The organism is Bacillus sp. cl95 (assembly GCF_900115925.1).
Taxonomy (GTDB): Bacteria; Bacillota; Bacilli; order Bacillales; family Cytobacillaceae; genus Neobacillus_A.
On the sequence record NZ_FOYF01000001.1, the window covers coordinates 842,191 to 860,758 of the forward strand.

Sequence of the window (18,568 nt, forward strand, 5' to 3'; positions counted from 1 at the left end):
CCCATATACTATAAAAAAGCTTCAGGGGTGATTTTCATGAAGGAAAAATCCTATACGGAATTGATGAAAATTAGTGCCATGAAAAAGAAGGAATTAAAAGAAGCCTTTGTTCAGAACCTGTACATCGAGATGTTGTTAACAGAAGTTCTTTTGACATCTGAAAAAGAAAAACTTCAAAAGCAGATTGATGAAGCGATTGACCGAAAAGACAAACCAGCATTTATGCGGCTGTCAAAGCAGTATGCTCAACTCACAAAACGATTTGGAACCTAGGAAAGCGTTGGAACTTCACCGTTAACTTCGTTAAAATCCGATTTCTCCCCCAAGAGCCCTTCTAACGCAAATCCCCAAACCTTTATGGTGGGGGATTGTTTTTTGACAAAAGACACAAACTTCTGAAGCTGAAAAATGAGCTGACTTATCATTCCCTTGACCACAACATAACAGGGAGACAATGGAATCTTTCCACTGTCTCCCTGTTTCTGTTTATTCTTCTTTTTCATTGCGATTCTTTAATTGAAATTCCTCAATCATACTGATCCTCTCCAGCATGGTCGGATGTCCATAGCGGAATAACTTCACAAGCAATGGAGGATTGACTTGGCTCAAACCAGAACGGCTCAATTCCTGGAATGACGTAATAGCAGCTTCACTATTTTCAGTCATATGAATGGCATATCGATCTGCACGCATTTCTTGATAGCGAGAAACAAAATTTGAGAATGGACTTGACACAAACATAAGTATCGACAAAATCATGAAAAATAAAGGCAAGCTTCTGATATCCTTCATTTCCGTCACCTTTAATTCATTCCCCCAACGCCTAATCGACCAGTTCATCAACCTGTATGTTAAGTACAATCCGAGCAAGGAAAGGAGTAAATAACCTGCAATACCGAAGTAAAGATGTTTTTCAACATAATGGGCCATTTCATGGGCCATTATGAAAAGGATTTGATCGTCAGATAAGCGATTCAGTGTTGTATCCCAGAGAACAATACGTGAATTGGAACCAATACCAGTTACATAGGCATTTAAAGCATTGGTTTTTTCAGCCATATTCACTTCGAATACATGCTCTGCAGGAATTTTGGCTTCACTGGCAAGTTTAAGAATTTTGGTTTCTAGTTCTTTATTTTTCAATGGGTAAAAATCATTGTACAACGGGTCAATTACAACTGGCTGAAGGAACATCATAAATAAGGTAAATGGTATCGACAGGAACCAAGCATACAGCCACCAGCGCTTTGCACTCTTATTCATGAGCCAATATAGTACAGATACAACGATTAACATCGTTCCGTAATTAACCCAAAAATCGATCAACTCATCCTTCATAAAGGAAGTAAACGTTTGAGTAGAAATATTATAGGTTTTAGCTAGAGAGTAGCTTATATAGCTGAGCGGAAATGTAGCCACATAAGCGACGACCGATAGCCATATCAAATAGATCGGCGTCTGCAATATCTTATATTTAGCTGATTCGTCAGCCCACCGTTTAAAAGCTTTAGATAATCCTAATAGCAAAATTAAAAAATAGATCAGCCACTCAAGAGGAGTTGCTAAGAAAAACAATAAGTTACGTGTTTTAGAATATTCTTCACTCAGTACAAGCTCCCTACCATTCAAAAAAGTTGCTGGATCCGCACTAGAACCTTGATATTCGAACGGCAAACTGGTATCAGCAAAATAGAATAAATACCAATAATAAAATAATCCATATAGTACGTATGCCAATACGGCATATACACCCATCTTTCTCGCCATAAGCTGTCCCCCTTTTTGTACTACCTCTCTATATTTAGTTTAGTTACGATAAGCTCAAATAGAACTTGTTTTATTGAGAAGACAAGAACAACTTCATCATATCATTCTTCCTTACAGAAAAAAAAACCGTTCCTCCTAGAACGGTTAAAACGCTTTACATAATTGTTGAATAGATGGTTAGAACGGCGATCGAGCCCAACACGACAAAAATGACGTTTGCTCCGAGAAAAGCAGCCAAGAAGGCAGCCGCAGCTCCAACCAATCCAAACCAAATATCTTCTTGTATAAATAATATGCCTGGAAAGATTAAAGCGCCAAGCGTGGTGTACGGAACATTTTTTAGCACTCCTTGAAAAAAGGGAGGAAGTTCTACACCCTTAAATAGTACAAACGGAAGCATCCTTGGCAAATAGGTAACGACCGCCATACCTAAAATCATCCAAATAATCTCAGCTTTCATGGTCTAGCCTCCTTTGCCTTTTGACTGTCTCAATGGCTTCTACTAGGACCGCAGACAATAAGGTTGCCGATACAATTGCCCAGCCTGGTTCAAGGATTCCTGTAATAGTAAAAATAGAGTTAAAGCATGCGGCCAGTACGGCTAAGAATATGACTTTTGCTGCTTTTTTCATGGAGGGAACTAAAAGACCGACGAACATTGCATACAAGGCAACGCTCATGCTTTCCTGAAGTATCTTTGGGAGATTGGCTCCAACTAAGTGGCCAAGACCTGAGTTCAGCACCCAACTTGAATACGAAACAGAGATAACACCGAATAAATAGGCGGCCGATACCGTACCATCCTTAGTGGCTGCAACGGAGAAGGTTTCATCTGTAATTCCGAAAGAGTAAAACAGTTTAGGAAAAATCCGCTCATCATCTTCCATTTTTTCATTCAAGGAAGTGGACATTAAGAAGTGACGAATATTCACAATGAACGTCGTTAAAATGATTTCAATAAGACCTGTCCCCATTGTTATCAAGCTCAATGAAATATATTGAGATGCACCGGCAAAAACGAGCAAACTCATTAATACCGTTTCACTAATGGTAAGACCCGTCGTTTTTGCTAATAGACCGAAAGTTAAAGCGATGGGAAAATAACCGATGGCGATACTAAGTCCTGCCTGTACACCTTGCTTAAAAGAAGAATACGTATGCAAAATGATGTCTCACCCCTCAAATAAATAATCACTCTATTCAATATTTTCCTATTATACATGATTCATAGGTTATGTTAGAACATCTTATACTCTGCTAATCGTAATTCAAAGGAAAAAACACATGTTTTTGACATGTGTTTTTTTAAACGAGGACGGATCTGTCACTATTAAGACTTTCACCGCGAATTCGCTGAAATTCCTGCAACAGTTTTTCTACAGTCAATCCTTGCTTTTCGGCACCTGCTGCTTCAAAAATAATCTGACCTTTATCCATCATCACCAATCGATTGCCAAGTCTTAATGCCTGCTCCATATTATGAGTAACCATTAAAGTCGTCAATCCGTACTCTTGTACAATCTTTTCTGTGAGGTTCGTAATGAGTTCTGCTCGGGCAGGGTCTAGGGCAGCCGTATGTTCATCTAGCAAAAGAATCTTTGGTTCGGTAAAAGTAGCCATTAAAAGGGATAATGCTTGTCGCTCTCCGCCGGAAAGCAAACCTGCTTTTGCCTGCAAGCGATTCTCCAGACCGAGGTGAAGTGTAGCCAACGTTTCTTTAAAAAACTCTTTCCGTTTTCTTGTAACGCCGATTCTTAAAGACCGCTTCTTGGAACGCGCAAATGCGATAGCCAAATTTTCTTCAATTGTCATTGTCGGTGCTGTCCCAGCCATCGGGTCCTGAAAAACTCGCCCGATGTATTTAGATCGCACATGTTCTTTCATGTAAGTCACATCAGTGGCAGCAATTCGTACCTCACCATGATCAGGAGTCAGCTTACCAGACACCATGTTCATTAATGTCGACTTCCCTGCTCCATTACTTCCAATGACCGTAACAAAATCGCCCTCTGCCAAATGTAAGTTGATTTGCTGCAGCGCAGCCTTCTCATCCAGTGTTCCTTCATTGAATACTTTAAAAATCTGATTTAGCTGCAACAAGCTGTTCACCACTCTTGGCCATTGATTGGCCCATATTTTGTTTAAGCATAGATAGTCGTTTTTTCTTCCCTGCTTTTAAACGACGCTGAGAAATGATTTTTGGAATAACAAGAGCTCCAATTACAATTAAGGCTGTAATCAATTTCATATCGCTCGTTTCAAGAAATTCGACACGTAGTGCCAAAGTAACAATTAACTTGTAAAGAATCGAACCACCAATTACAGCTAGCGTCGCTCTTGCAATACTTTTCACACCAAAGACTGCTTCACCGATAATTACTGAGGCAAGTCCAATGATGATAATGCCAATCCCCATGCCTGCATCACTAAAGCCATTATATTGAGCAACCAATGCTCCCGAAAAAGCAACGAGTGCATTTGATATCCCTAAACCAACGATTTTCAGAGTGTCTGTATTCCCTGAAAAACTCCTGATCATCGGTTCATTGTCACCTGTTGCCCGTAGCGCCAGGCCAATGTCCGTTTTTAAGAATAGATCCAGCAGCTTTTTAACTGCTAAAGCGAGGAGGGTCATAACCGTAAGTATAGCCCACGTTTTCGGAACAAATGGCAGCGATGAAAGCATAGAATCGAGTCCAAGCCCCTGCCACCAGTTTGTAAGTTTAGTCATGACCGTCTCTTCATTTAAAAGTGGGACATTTGATTTGCCCATGATTCGTAGATTGATAGAATACAGGGCGATCATCATTAAAATTCCTGCAAGTAATGGGTTGATATTCCCTTTTGTATGGAGCAGTCCCGTTAAAGCCCCTGCTGTAAATCCTGCCAATAAAGCCAGTGCAGTCGCCAAGAATGGATCAAAGCCGTTTACAATCATAATGGCCGCAATGGAAGCACCGGTGACAAAGCTTCCATCCACAGTCAAATCAGGAAAATCCAAAATCCGAAAAGATAAATAAACGCCGAGTGCCATCAATGCATAGATGGCACCGGCTTCAAATGAACTGAATACCGCAAGTGACATGAAGCAATCCTCCTTCTAGTCTTAAACAAGTTGTTATTCCAAAAATTCCGCTTCCGTTTTCCACTCTTCTTTTATGTCGACGTTCATTTTTTCTGCAGCCTTTTTATTGATTAATAGTTTTAATTTTTGAGGATATTGGACAGGCAGTTCTTTAGCTTTCTTTTCGCCTTTCAAAATTTTGGCAGCCATCTGCCCTGCTTCATAGCCAATGTCAGCATAATCGAAACCGTAAGCTGCAAACCCACCACGATTGACTGAATCAAGTTCCCCAACAAACAATGGGATGTCTTGATCCTCCGCAACTTGTACAACCGATTCAAGCGCAGAAACAACAGTATTATCTGTGATGATGTAAATCATGTCAGCTTTCCCAACAAGCGATTCAGCCGCCTGTTTCACCTCTGATGATGCTGAAACCGTCGTTTCTACTAACTTCAAATCGGTTCCTTTTAAAGCTTTCTTGACCAAATCAATTTGTGAAACAGAATTCTGTTCACCTGCATTATAAATCACGCCGACGCTTTTTCCTTTCATGTGCTCATCCATAAACTTCACCATGTTTGGAATCGCATCTGGATGTGTATCTGTTGTTCCTGTAATATTAGCTCCTGGCGATTCCATTGATTTCACAAGTCCCGCGCCGAGCGGATCCGTAACCGAAGTAAAAACAATCGGAATTTCCTTCGTAGCATTTAAAGCTGACAACGCACTTGGTGTAGAGTTTGCAAAGATAAGGTCTACCTTATCTCCGGCAAAGTTGTTAGCAATCGATTGATTGTTGTTTTGATCGCCTTGGGCAATCTGGACATCGTATTCAACCTTCAAGCCTTCTTCCTTTAAGGCTTTTTGGAATCCTGTTAAAGCGGCATCTAAAGATGGATGCTCGACAATTTGGGTAACACCAATCTTATATGTATCTTTCTCACCTTTTTCCGATCCATTTGCACCTTCACTTCCACAACCGCTTAAAAGCATTGAACTCATGATTCCAGCCATTGCCAAGACCTTCAGACTTTTTCTCATTTCTATTTCCCCCTCGCGTTTCACTCTTTTACTTAAACGCTTTTATGTACTAAATTATAATCACGCTCCAACTCCGAACGCAAGAAGTTTTTATAATTTTAAGAAAATATTTTTTGAGACTTAACTGAGAGGTTTGCATTGCTGGCGAGGTTAAAGAGATAATCAAACTGCCGACACAGTGACACTTCATCCTTTTAAAAAAAAGAAAAACATGACCATAATGGCCATGCCTAATCTATTTCCCTATAAAGTTAGCTTTTCTTTTTTCACTGAAAGCTTTTAATGCTTCCATTCGATCTTCAGTAGGAATCGTGACTTCATACGCTTTACGTTCAATCTGAAGTCCTGTCATTAAATCGGCATTCATCCCTTGTTTGATGGCATATTTAGCTTGTTGAAGAGCAACAGGACCATTGGCAAGCATAAGATTGGCAAATTCCATACTTGACTCCATTAACATGGAAGGCTCAACTACTTTAGTAAGCAGTCCGTATTCCATTGCCTCATCAGATGTTAATCGTCGAGCAGTCAAGATGAGTTCAAGTGCCTTAGCTTGTCCTACTAATCTAGGTAACCTTTGCGTACCACCTGCTCCAGGAATAATCGCAAGACTTGTTTCAGTGAGTCCCATGAGGGTTCCAGCAGTTGCTATGCGAAAATCGCAAGCCAACGCCAACTCCATGCCGCCTCCAAATGCATATCCATTGATGACGGCAATGGTCGGTTGTGGAAGCTGATCGATACTGTTGAAAACGTCATTTATTTTATAAATATTGCGTTTTACATCTTCATCAGAAAGATTCTTACGTTCCTTTAGGTCTGCTCCAACACTGAATGCTCTATCGCCTGCACCAGTGAATAGAACAACGCGAACCTCTTTGTCGATACGAATCTTCTCAACTGTATTTTGCAACTCTACTAAAGTATCATAATTAAATGCATTCATTGCATCTGGACGGTCAATCGTAACAATGGCTAAATGATTGGTGACTTCATATTTTATCGCTGCCATGTTATTTCACCGATTCCATCACTTTGGCTTTCAAAGCGCGTCTTAAGATTTTTCCGGTCGTATTCTTTGGAAGTTCTTCTATAAAATCAATGGAAGACGGAAGTTTGTATTTTGCCAGATGTTCTGCACAGAAAGCCAAAAGCACTGCTTCTGTTATGTCAGGATTTTTACTTACCACGTAGCTTCTAACCGCTTCTCCGAAATTCGGATCCGGAACTCCTAGCACCGCAACTTCGACTACATCAGGGTGACTGTACAATACTTCTTCCACTTCACGCGGATATACATTGTACCCTCCGACAATAATCATGTCTTTTTTACGGTCGACAATGTAAAAATAGCCTTCCTCATCGACTTTAGCTAAATCTCCTGTATATAGCCAGCCATCGCGAAGTGTTGCAGCCGTTTCTTCAGGAAGTTTATAGTACCCCTTCATGACATTAGGTCCGCGAACAACTAGTTCACCGACTTCACCTACCGCTACCTCTTCCCCTAGTTCGTTTACAATCTTATTCTCTACATGAATGATGGACGTCCCGATTGAGCCTGCCTTACGCGGGCGGTCAAGCGGATTGAAGCATGTCACTGGCGATGCTTCTGACAGACCGTACCCTTCAGAAACCATCACATTGAATTTTTGTTCAAAATTCTTTAGGAGTGCAACTGGAAGTGATGCTCCGCCTGAAATACATAATCTTAAGGACTTTAGGTCCTCCGGGTTGCCTTCTGGATATTGGAAAAGGAAATTGTACATGGTTGGAACGCCAGCAAATACTGTTGCCTCATGTTCTTTCGCTAGTTTGAAAACCTCTGCTGGGCTGAACTTTGGCACAATCAATATGGTCGCCCCAGTAATAAGCGGTGCATTCAAAGCCACCGTCAAGCAGAAAACATGGAACATTGGCAATGCCGTAATGACACGGTCACTTTCATTCATACGTAAATATTCGCCGACGTCACTTGCATTGCTATACAGATTTTTATGTGATAGCATTGCGCCTTTCGGTTTTCCAGTCGTACCAGAAGTGTAAAGAATGATCGCAGTATCTTCCTCATTCAATTCCGGTCCTTGGAAGCTCAATTCACCCGACCCAACCACACTTGTAAACGATTTCAATTTTGAGGATACGCTAGATTCTTCAAGGTTGGAAGGAGCCTGTCCAGTCTCACAGACGATGAAATTTTCTACCTTTGGTAAAAGGTGATGCATCTTTTCTGCTAACGGTAGAAGCATATCTAGCATGATAACCGCTTTAACATCTCCGTTGTTTAAAATATAGCCGATTTCATCTGGTGTATAAATTGGATTGATTGGAATGACGGTTACCCCTAAACGCATCGCCCCATACAAGCTAATCACAAAATGCGGAGAATTCCCCAAAAGCAATGCGACATGGTCGCCTTTTTGCAATCCTAATTTTTCAAGACCTGAAGCAAATTTGGTAACGGCGCCATCCAACTCGGCATATGTACTTGATTGTTTTAAAAAATGATAAGCAGTTTTCGTTGGAAGTCTTTTCGCCGTTTCATGAAGCTGAAACGATAAATTCATCTATTTCTCCCCTTTCGCTGAATGAATACTCATTCACTAATTATAAAAAATATTCTAAATATATTATATTGAAAGAAATTTTCGTATTCAAGCGTTTTCATTTTTGATTAAGCTCTTTTCGTAAACTTTGTTGTTATTGGAACAAGAGAAAGCAGCCTAAGAACAAAAGGCGCAAGCGCCCTGTTAAGCCCCGACAGGCATAAGACGAATCACGCAGTTCATCCTCGAAAAGGCTATCGCCTTTTCTTCGTGCGATGATGATGCTGCCGAAGCGTTCCTTGTCCTGATTTCTGAAGTGATTTGGCTTATGACCAAGGTTGTTTCGGCTTTAGGAAACAACCCCGAGGGGCTGGGCGCTCGAGCTGGATTATTAGAAAATCGTAGAAAGTTATCCACATTAATTTATTTTGTAATTTCCTAGACCATGATAAAAAAACAGCGTCTGATTGATAGACGCTGTCCTCTAGTTATTAATAAATCAAGTTTAGAAAATCTTCTTTTGTAATATTACCAAAATAATGAGGGATATTTGCATCCTCTAGGGCTGCATCGATAGAAGCTTTCTCATACCGGATACCTGTCAGTTTATCTTCAATTTCCGTTACATCGCCAACACCAAAGAAGTCACCGTAAATCTTGCAATTTTCGACTGTCCCCTTATTCACTTCAAGTCGAACATCAATTTGCCCTACTGGGAAACGGTGAGAGTGCTGTAAATTGAATTTAGGAGATTTCCCATAATTCCAATCCCAGTTTTGATAACGTTCTTTTGAAAGTGCATGGATTTTCTCCCAATCCTCTTCCGTAAGGACATACTCAGGAATTTCTTCTGACCCTTCGAAGATGTTTTTTAACAACAACGTACGGAATTCCTCAATGGTGATCTTATCAGAAAGAAACTCTGAAATATTTGCCACGCGGCTGCGAATGGATTTGATCCCTTTTGATTCAATCTTATCTTTTTTCACATTAAGAGCCGAAACAACATGTTCGATTTCAGAATCAAACAATAGTGTCCCATGACTAAACATTCTTCCCTTCGTAGAAAACTGCGCGTTCCCAGAAATCTTCCGACCTTCCGCAAGAATGTCATTTCTTCCGCTTAGCTCTGCATTCACGCCCAGTTTTTTCAAAGCCTCAATTACAGGCTCCGTAAATTTTCGGAAATTATGAAAGCTTTCGCCGTCATCCTTCGTGATGAAGCTAAAGTTAAGATTGCCGAGGTCATGATAAACCGCACCTCCACCGGACAATCTTCGAACCACGTGAATTCCATTGCTTTCTACATACTCTGTGTTTATTTCTTCAATGGAGTTTTGATTCTTACCTATGATAATAGATGGTTCATTTATGTAAAAAAGTAAATACGTTTCGTTTATATCAAGGTTTTTCAGACAGTATTCCTCAATCGCCAGGTTAATGCGTGGATCTGTGATTCCCTTATTATCAATAAATAACATGCAAGAACACTCCTATATTTACAAAGTAATTTCCATGAATTCTTCTGCAAGACTGATGAAACCTTTATATTCTGCGGCCGCTTCAGTAACGAGGTTTTCGAGATTACCGAATTGAGGAAGATGAGTCAATATCAACTGTTTGACTCCCGCTTTTTGAGCAAGCATTCCTGCATCTGTACTTGTCATATGTCCTGCATTGCTGGCATTCTGACCCGCATAGAAGTTGCATTCACAAAGCAGCAAGTCCGCTTTCTCTGAAAAAGGAACAAAAGCATCTTGATACGCGCTATCAGCCGTATAAACGATTGCCTTCCCACCTGCTTCGATTCTCATTGCATAGCACGGGGCAGGATGAATCGTTTTGACAAAAGTAATCGTAAATGGTCCAACGGTGAGTGGTTCATTCGGTTGATAGGCCATTCCTTTTGTGATGTCTTTATATGTAAGCTTTGCAAATTCTGTTTGATTTTCCGCATGCGCGTATATCGGTAATGTCGTCATTTTTTTCCCAAGGAACCCTTGAATGAGCCTTGCATGTTGAATGACACCAATATCAGCAATATGATCGGGATGATAATGTGAAACAATCATTGCATCAATCTCTTCCGGCTGTACCTTGTTCTGCAGCTTTGCGAGTACACCGCTTCCGCAGTCAATTAAGAGTTGAAACCCATCGTGCTCAAGTAAATAACCTGAACTCGCACCATTTGCTTTAGGATAACCACCCCAGAAACCGATAATCGTAAGTTTCATATTGGACCTCCTCTATTTCTTCTATCCTTAATATACTCAATATTTGGGAGGATTTCATCTAATCGGGATGCTTAATATGTGTAATATCATATTTTCGTTGCTTTCCTTCTCCTATGTAGGGTAATTGTAGTGAGCGAAGTTTATGGTTTGCCATATGTAGGGTTGGAACGTGGAGAAATCGACGGAATTCTGAGTTAGTAATCGTGGAAGTGATGAGAAGGGAATAGTCTTTGAGAACATTTAGATGGGCATTTTTAGTTTTATGATGACAAATTTCACAGTGCCAATACCCATAACCATAATGCATTGGTAAAAATTCACACTCGGGGCATTGAACTCCTGTTCGAATTTCCGCGGTTGAGACACCTAAGTGTTTTTGCACATTAATTGTTAATGGCTGATGGTGTTTGACTAGCAACTTATACATTCTTTGAACTTCCTTCAAAGTCATGACTTCATTATTATGAAATTTTTCAAGTCTTATAAGCCTCTTTAAAATAGCATAAGCATGGCAGATTTTTCGGTAAGCTTCTTTATCCTGATTTGATACGCTATAAATCGTCCTATCACTACTGATTACTACAAACCCTTCTAGTGGTAAGGCTGGGCACTTCTTTTCGGTTAACCACTTTTTCAACTGTGAAAGCTGAAATTCTAATTGACTAAGAGGATCGTGGAAACCTTGTTGTTCATTATCAAGCGTCCTAATCAACTGTTCTGCTTCTAAATCAAATATAATTTTCCCGGCAATATTTTTGACTTCTAAGATGACTGCAAATTGGGTGGTTAGGAGAAGAGTATCGATTTGAAAGAAATGAGGTCCGTTTGCGAGGCGCAGGTCGTGAAGGATGAAATATTTTTGTTCGTCCAAATACCCCAAATAATAATCTAAAGACTCTTCCCCTCTCAATCCCGCAAGTCTCCTATCTAATTGTTGTTGAAGTTGATTTCGTTTTGGATGATTTTTATCCAAGCGAGGCAGTAAAGCTTTTAGTACTTGAATGATTTGAGGAACTCCTCTCGATTTTACTATCATTTTGACACATCCCTTCTTTACTTTTATTAAAGATTCAAAAGTACTAATCGAATTACCTTCTTCATATGTAACAGTTCGAAAAAATGACATATTATAATGGATTCGAAAGTTCAAAAAGTTATATTTAGTATATTTTTACACGATGAAGAGAGCGTAGGAAGTTCAGCAAAAAATTTTACTTGTGCAAATGTACGGTTTACTTGTGTAAAAGTGCAGTTTACTTGCGGGAATCAGACATTTACTCGCGCAAATTTGGATTCTACTCGCGCCTGCCATTTTTCAGACACGTTTCTACCTCTTTCTCTCCAATTCAAATAAAAACCCAACCGGGCATGAAAGCCGGCTGGGTTTCGCTAACAATCTTATTTAGCAATTGTTTCAAATTGACGCTTATGCTTGAAGCTGAAGTATGCCAATGTTCCAACTGCAAATGAAAGCATGAAGATGAATAGAATCAACATATTCTCACCCATGAAGCTGAAATCCCCACTTGAGATTACCGCTTTAAAGCCGTGAACAGAATACGTCATTGGCAGAACCGCATTGAAACCTTGTAAGAAATCTGGCACAAGTTCAAGCGGGAATGTTCCTGCACTCGTCGTTAACTGCAATATCAAGATGATGATTGCAATGAAACGTCCTGGATCTCCAATCATCGTAACTAAGAACTGTACTAGCGCAATAAACGTCAAACTCGTCACTATTGAGAACAATAGGAATAAAGGTAAATTTTGTACCTCTAACCCTAACAAACCAAGTAAAATAGCGTCTGCAAGAAGTGCTTGAATGACACCGATACCTGCTAATATCGCAAATTTGCTCGCAAACCAACTAAACCCATTTGCAGGAGTTACAGCTGGTTCGCGCAATGGAAACACGATAGATAGCAACAATGCCCCGACGAACAGACCTAATGATAAGAAGTATGGAGCGAACCCTGTACCGTAGTTTGGTACTTTGTTAATCTTCTCATTATCTACTTTTACGGGATCGGCCATCATGTTAAAAGTCTTTTCATCAGCATCAACTTTTGAAGCTTCTTTAGCTCCGTCAGCAAGTTTGTCTGCAAGTTCCTTAGATCCATCTGACAATTTAACCGTACCTTCAGACAACTGTTCTGACCCATCAGCCAGTTTTCCGACTCCATCTGTCATCGCAACTGAACCATCAGATAATTGAGTCATACCACCTGAAAGCTTGGATGCACCTTGGGCAAGTTTCACTGATCCAGCCCCTGCATCATCAAGACCTGCACCAAATTTCTGCAGTCCAGTCGCATAGGCTGCTTCGCCTGTAAACAATTTTCCTAAGCCATCGCTCAACTGAACGCTTCCTTTAGACAACTGACCAATACCATTACTTAACTCAAGCTGTCCTTGTTTCAAGGCACCTAAGCCAGAATGCAACTTTGTTGCGCCTGCAGACAATTGACCAGTAGCTGCGGAAAGTTCAGAAGAACCTGTTGCTATTGCTTGGCTTCCTGCAATCAGTTGGTCTAGTGCTTTTTGCTGATCAGGAGTAAGATTAATTCCTTTTGAACGAAATTCTTCTAATCCCTTAGTTAAGTTCTGAGCACCTTCGTTAATTCCGCCTACTCCATCTTTCACTTGTCCCAGTCCAGCAGTCAGCTGACCGGCACCATTCTCAAGCTCTGTAGTTCCCGCCACCGCAACAGGCAACTTCGTTTCAATTTGCTGCAAGCCTTGCTTAATTTGGGAAGCTCCACCCGCTAACTGATTTGTGCCACCTTGGATTTCCCCAAATTTATCTGCAAGCAGTTGCTGACCGTCTTGCAGTTTGCCAATACCATCAGACAGCTCGGCAGATCCTTCAGCCAATTGGTCCACACCAACATCAGCTTGTTTCATCCCATTATTAAACTGAATGGATTTTTCAGCTAAAGTTGCCAATCCATCTCGTAAATCCTGAGAACCTGTTTTCAACTTTTCACTACCGTCGTTTAAGTCGCTCGCACCCTCGCTGGCTTTTGTAACTCCGTCAGCCATTTCTCCGATTTTATCGAACATGGTTTCAGCATAAGTTTCAGTAATCTTTTCTGACAGTGATGCTTTAATACGATCGACTGCCGTACCTCCGATTTGGGAAGAAAGGAAGTTATACCCTTCATTTGGAACGTAAACCAAATCTAATTTCTTTGGATTTTCGTCCAATAATGTTGTTGCGTTTTCAGAAAAATCTTCGGGAATCTCAATCAACATATAGTATTTTTGATGATCAAGATCTTCGTAGCCTTCCTCTTTATCAACAAACTTAAAGTTGAAATTCTTACTTTCCTTTAGTTTATCGACTAAATCGTCACCTAGCTTAATTTCTTTACCATCAAGCACGGCACCGCTGTCCCCATTCACAACCGCAACGGGCAGCTCGTCAAGCTTGTCATAGGGATCCCAGAAAGCCCATAGAAACATACCGCTATACAGGACCGGAATAAACATGACAGCAATAATCGGTATCAATAATTTCTTATTGCGAAGGATTGCTAACAATTCTTCTTTTAACAAGATGTTTTTCAATCGTGATGCCTCCCCTTTACATTTTGACCATTTTGTTCACTTGGTCATTCCATCCCTAAAATGAAGGACTATCTTATTTAGACAATCCCTTAAAGATATATTGTTCAAATAATGAAGCAATCTTTTCTTTTTGCAATGGCTCATGCTGTTTTTCCCAATCAAAGATCAGAGCAATATATAGCTTTAGCATGACGAATGCCGTCAATTCAGGGTCACACTCTTTAATGTCCCCTTTACTTATCGCTTGTTGAACACGTTCTTTGATATAACCGATGATGGCTTTTTCAAGTCGCAACATGACTTCCATAACCGTTGGTGTCCCCATATCTCGTCCCTCTTGGAAAAGCTTGATCGTCAACTGATGTTTCTTCCTAAATTCAAGAATGGCAAAAAGTGAACGGTGGACATTTTCGTGAAAAGTTAACGATGAATCAAAGGCTTCATCTGCAGCTTCTTTCATGTCATTGATAAGACTCGCGATGATTTCATCAAAAAGTTCTTCTTTATTCTTAAAAAAAGTATAAATCGTTCCTTTTCCAACATTGGCTAGCTTGGCAACTTGATCCATTGTCGTCGCTTTATATCCAAAAAGTGTAAACGAATTTGTCGCTGCATCAATGATAAGCCGCTTTCTATCAATCGCCATTTCAACACCTCTTTCACGAAACTGACCAAATGAACATTTTAGTCATTCAGGACTGAAGTTATTTTATCACGGTATGCAAACCGATGCAAGAGAAAAAGAAAGCTGTCACGATTTGACAGCTTCTTTCATTTCCATATTTAAAAACTCTACCACTTGTTGAACAGCTACTTCGCCTTGGTCAATACAATCAGGAAGTCCAATACCTTCAAAAGAAGCACCGGCAATAAAAACTCCAGGAAGTTCTTTACTTACATGCTCCTTGATGGTTTGCACTCGTTCTTTATGACCGACCGTATATTGTGGCATTGCATCTTTCCAACGAGAGACAATCGCGAATTCAGGTTCTAGTGTAATGTTCATCGTTTTATTTAAATCATCTAGTACAATCTTGATGATTTGGTCGTCGGATAAATCGACAACAGCCTCATCTCCTGCCCTTCCAACATAGCAGCGGAGTAGTACTTTACCTTCTGGAGTGGTATGGGGCCACTTCTTATGTGTCCAAGTACATGCAGTGATCGTGTAATCACTATTTCTTGATACAACGAAACCTGTTCCATCAATATCTTTACGGATAGCTTCCTTTGGAAACGCCATCGCTACAGTGGCAACGGAAGTAGCCGGCATCGATTTCAGAGAATCAAAGAAATCATATTGTGAAAACATTGATTGCATGGCGTGATGCGGAACGGTCGCTACAATACTATCTGCTCTCAATGTCTCCCCATTATTGAATGATATCCCATACCCTACATCCAGTTTATCAATAGAGTCTACTCGATATCCTTTCAGAACCGTATTTGGTTCAAGCTTGGCTTCAATCGCTTCAGCTAAAGATTGTAGTCCCGACTTAACCGTCAAGAAAATACCTTTGGATTTGCCTTTTTCATCTTTAGGCTTTGGTGGTGATGTTTTTTTCATCCCTAAAATAAGGCTTCGATATTTCTGCTCTACCTCATAAAACTGTGGGAAAGTCGACATTAAGCTTAATTGATCAATATCTCCTGCATAAATTCCCGACAATAAAGGTTCAATCAAATTCTCAACCACTTCATTGCCAAGTCTTCTACGGAAGAATTCGCCGAGCGCTTGGTCTTGACTGCCTTCAGACTTAGGCAAAATAAAATCAGCCGCAGCTCGCAATTTCCCTCCCATTGAGAACAATCCTGTCGTAACAAAAGGTGCCATTTGTGTAGGTATTCCCATAACAGAACCACCTGGCATGGGATGCAGCTTTTCTTTCACAAGTACATAGGATTTCCCTGCAGTATTGCTAACAAGCTGGTCTTCAAGACCTACTTCCTTCACAAGGCGGGACATACTTGTTTTCCTTGCTAAAAATGAATCTGGTCCACGCTCAATGGTAAAACCATCTCGAACGACGGTCTGCATTTTGCCACCTAGCCTGTGGGATGCTTCAACAAGAGTTACATCAATAGGCAAATTGTTATCACGGACTATTTTTTGCAGGTAATAAGCAGCTGTAAGACCTGTCATTCCTCCACCAATTATGACAATCTTCTTTTTTTCCACCATTATAAAATCATCGCCTTTTTATTCGTTATCAGCTAACAGACGAAGGATGACTGTGGCCATAGCGTCAATAAACTCAGGTTTTGCATTCGGCATTTCGGGACGGTAGTATTGAGCACCCACTTCATCTGTGACAGCTTTACATTCAATATCATTATCAAATAGAACCTCTAGATGATCAGATACAAACCCAACCGGAGTATAAACGAATGCCTTGTATTGATGCTTTTCAAAAAGTTCACGTGTTAAGTCTTGCACGTCAGGACCTAGCCAAGGTTCAGGAGTGTTTCCAGCACTTTGCCAGCCTACTGCATAATTTTTGATACCCGTTTTTTGGGCAATCAAATCAGCTGTTTCATGGAGTTGGTCCGGATAAGGGTCACCGAGTTGAAGGATTTTTTCAGGAAGGCTGTGGGCAGAGACAATTAGAACAGCATTTTCGCGCTCTTCATTCGGCATTTCCGCGTATGTGTCGCTTACTTTTTTCACCCAGTAATCAATAAACTTCGGCTCATTGTACCAGCTTTCCACCGAATGAATCTTTAGGTTGCCAAGCTTTTCCGCTTCTTCCTTAGCACGTCCATTGTACGACTTAATGCTGAATGTTGAGAAATGCGGTGCCAATACGATGCTTACCGCTTCTTCCAAACCATCTTCATACATTTGTTTGACCGCATCTTCAATGAACGGAGCAATGTGTTTTAGTCCAAGGTACATTTTGAACTCCACTTCGTCTTGAATGGTATTCAAGTGTGCTTCAAGGGCTTGACCTTGTTCGATTGTAATTTTTGCAAGTGGGGAAATGCCACCAATTGCCTCATAACGGTTCTTTAAATCTTCCAGCATTTCTGGAGAAGGTTTTCGGCCATGGCGAATATGAGTGTAATACCCTTCAAGATCCTCCAATTTATTGGGAGTACCGTATGCCATTACAAGTAGCCCCATCTTCTTCTTCGTCATCTATAACACCTCTTTTATGTGTATGTAAACGGTGCACCTCTTAAGAGTGCAGGAGAGCCTCAGCAGCTCGGCCACTGAGGCGGTTTCTTCCTATTGTGACAAAACCAGCTTTTCCTTACCACTTTTAACACTCTGTTTTTTAAAAAGGTGATTAACGGCTAAGTTTTGCAGCTGAATATTCGTGAATGAATGTTGTTAAACGCTTTAAAACATCTGGATTTACAGATGGGAAAACGCCGTGTCCTAAATTGAAGATATAACCGTCATGCGACATCCCTTGATCTAAGATAGCCTTCGCCTTCTCTTCGATTACTTCCCATGGTGCCAAAAGAATCGCTGGGTCAAGGTTACCTTGTACCGTTTTTGTAATGCCCATGCCACGCGCTTCATTGATCGGCAATCTCCAGTCCAATCCAACGACATCAAGCGGAAGATCGTGCCATTCCATTGCAAGATGACTTGCTCCAACACCGAACATGATTAATGGTACATTTTCTTCTTTAAGCTCACTGAAAATTCGAGTCATGACAGGCTTGATGAAATAGCGATAATCCTCAACGTTAAGAGCTCCTACCCATGAATCAAAGATTTGAATCGCTTTTGCTCCCGCTTTGATTTGCGCTTTCACGTAAGTGATTGTCGTTTCAGCAAGCTTATCCATTAATGCAAACCAAGCTTTTGGCTCTGCATACATAAATGCTTTCGTTTTGTTATAGTTTTTCGAAGGACCGCCTTCAATCATATAACTAGCCAGTGTAAACGGTGCACCAGCGAATCCAATTAGCGGTACGGACAATTGTTCCTCTGTTAAAAGCTTGATCGTCTCAAGCACATAAGGAACGTCTTGTTCCGGATTAATTTCCCCAAGTTTGTCTACATCGGAAAAAGATCTGATAGGGTTTGAAATAACAGGACCGATTCCTGACTTTATTTCTACGTCCACACCGATTGCAGGCAGTGGTGTCATGATATCTTTATATAAAATTGCTGCATCAACGTTATATTGTTCAACCGGCAAACGAGTTACATAAGCGCATAACTCAGGCTGGTGCGTAATTTCAAATAATGAGTATTTTTCCTTAATGGCGCGATACTCCGGCTGTGATCTCCCTGCTTGGCGCATATACCATACAGGAACATAATCCGTCCTCTCTCCTCTTGCTGCTTTTAAAAATGTTTCATTTATTGCTTTCGCCACTATTGTATC

18 protein-coding genes are annotated in these 18,568 nt (G+C 40.6%); 1 reads left to right on the top strand and 17 read right to left on the bottom strand.

The annotated features are described in order from the left end of the window. The first annotated feature begins 36 nt into the window (after positions 1-36). Positions 37-273 (top strand): IDEAL domain-containing protein, encoded by a 237-nt coding sequence (locus BMZ31_RS04175; RefSeq protein WP_090830447.1) that lies wholly within the window; start codon positions 37-39, stop codon positions 271-273. Here the strand turns inward: BMZ31_RS04175 and BMZ31_RS20530 are convergent. The 17 genes from BMZ31_RS20530 to hemE form a co-directional block, all read right to left on the bottom strand. Beyond that, the gene (locus BMZ31_RS20530; protein WP_090830448.1) at positions 270-503 is read right to left on the bottom strand and encodes a hypothetical protein; all 234 of its coding nucleotides are present in this window, start codon (positions 501-503) and stop codon (positions 270-272) included. The two genes, BMZ31_RS04175 and BMZ31_RS20530, sit on opposite strands and share 4 nt — an antisense overlap. Then, entirely contained in the window at positions 487-1,767 is a 1,281-nt protein-coding gene (locus BMZ31_RS04185) for a M48 family metallopeptidase (RefSeq protein WP_090830449.1), read from the bottom strand. The genes BMZ31_RS20530 and BMZ31_RS04185 overlap by 17 nt, the downstream gene beginning before the upstream one ends. A 154-nt stretch (positions 1,768-1,921) precedes the next feature. Then, positions 1,922-2,227 (bottom strand): AzlD domain-containing protein, encoded by a 306-nt coding sequence (locus tag BMZ31_RS04190; RefSeq protein ID WP_090830450.1) that lies wholly within the window; start codon positions 2,225-2,227, stop codon positions 1,922-1,924. Continuing rightward, positions 2,217-2,930: an AzlC family ABC transporter permease gene (locus tag BMZ31_RS04195; protein ID WP_254778577.1), complete on the bottom strand. Its 714-nt coding sequence runs from the start codon at positions 2,928-2,930 to the stop codon at positions 2,217-2,219. The genes BMZ31_RS04190 and BMZ31_RS04195 overlap by 11 nt, the downstream gene beginning before the upstream one ends. A 142-nt stretch (positions 2,931-3,072) precedes the next feature. Further along, positions 3,073-3,867 carry an ABC transporter ATP-binding protein gene (locus BMZ31_RS04200; RefSeq protein WP_090830452.1) on the bottom strand — a complete coding sequence of 265 codons (795 nt, stop codon included), beginning with the start codon at positions 3,865-3,867 and terminating at the stop codon, positions 3,073-3,075. After that, positions 3,842-4,852 (bottom strand): ABC transporter permease, encoded by a 1,011-nt coding sequence (locus BMZ31_RS04205; RefSeq protein WP_090830453.1) that lies wholly within the window; start codon positions 4,850-4,852, stop codon positions 3,842-3,844. The genes BMZ31_RS04200 and BMZ31_RS04205 overlap by 26 nt, the downstream gene beginning before the upstream one ends. A gap of 33 nt (positions 4,853-4,885) precedes the next feature. Continuing rightward, on the bottom strand, positions 4,886-5,875 hold the full coding sequence (locus tag BMZ31_RS04210; protein ID WP_090830454.1) for an ABC transporter substrate-binding protein: 990 nt from the start codon (positions 5,873-5,875) through the stop codon (positions 4,886-4,888). Positions 5,876-6,110: 235 nt separating this feature from the next. Further along, positions 6,111-6,887, bottom strand: a complete 777-nt coding sequence (locus BMZ31_RS04215; RefSeq protein WP_090830455.1) for an enoyl-CoA hydratase-related protein — start codon at positions 6,885-6,887, stop codon at positions 6,111-6,113. A 1-nt stretch (position 6,888) separates the two neighbouring features. Beyond that, on the bottom strand, positions 6,889-8,439 hold the full coding sequence (locus tag BMZ31_RS04220) for a fatty acid--CoA ligase family protein (RefSeq protein ID WP_090830456.1): 1,551 nt from the start codon (positions 8,437-8,439) through the stop codon (positions 6,889-6,891). 470 nt (positions 8,440-8,909) lie between these two features. Next, entirely contained in the window at positions 8,910-9,899 is a 990-nt protein-coding gene (locus tag BMZ31_RS04225) for a lipoate--protein ligase (protein WP_090830457.1), read from the bottom strand. An 18-nt stretch (positions 9,900-9,917) separates the two neighbouring features. After that, the gene (locus tag BMZ31_RS04230) at positions 9,918-10,652 is read right to left on the bottom strand and encodes an MBL fold metallo-hydrolase (protein ID WP_090830458.1); all 735 of its coding nucleotides are present in this window, start codon (positions 10,650-10,652) and stop codon (positions 9,918-9,920) included. 58 nt (positions 10,653-10,710) lie between these two features. Then, a complete protein-coding gene (locus BMZ31_RS04235; RefSeq protein WP_175477991.1) occupies positions 10,711-11,688 on the bottom strand; it encodes a nuclease-related domain-containing protein in 978 nt (325 codons plus the stop codon). Positions 11,689-12,050: 362 nt separating this feature from the next. Then, positions 12,051-14,222: a YhgE/Pip domain-containing protein gene (locus tag BMZ31_RS04240; RefSeq protein ID WP_090830460.1), complete on the bottom strand. Its 2,172-nt coding sequence runs from the start codon at positions 14,220-14,222 to the stop codon at positions 12,051-12,053. 73 nt (positions 14,223-14,295) lie between these two features. Beyond that, positions 14,296-14,868: a TetR/AcrR family transcriptional regulator gene (locus BMZ31_RS04245; RefSeq protein WP_175477992.1), complete on the bottom strand. Its 573-nt coding sequence runs from the start codon at positions 14,866-14,868 to the stop codon at positions 14,296-14,298. Positions 14,869-14,973: 105 nt separating this feature from the next. Next, positions 14,974-16,404 (bottom strand): protoporphyrinogen oxidase, encoded by a 1,431-nt coding sequence (hemY, locus tag BMZ31_RS04250; RefSeq protein WP_175477993.1) that lies wholly within the window; start codon positions 16,402-16,404, stop codon positions 14,974-14,976. Between the two features lie 18 nt (positions 16,405-16,422). Beyond that, positions 16,423-17,361, bottom strand: a complete 939-nt coding sequence (gene hemH / locus BMZ31_RS04255) for a ferrochelatase (protein ID WP_090830462.1) — start codon at positions 17,359-17,361, stop codon at positions 16,423-16,425. Positions 17,362-17,512: 151 nt separating this feature from the next. Beyond that, a complete protein-coding gene (gene hemE, locus BMZ31_RS04260; RefSeq protein WP_090830463.1) occupies positions 17,513-18,559 on the bottom strand; it encodes a uroporphyrinogen decarboxylase in 1,047 nt (348 codons plus the stop codon). Positions 18,560-18,568 lie beyond the last annotated feature (9 nt).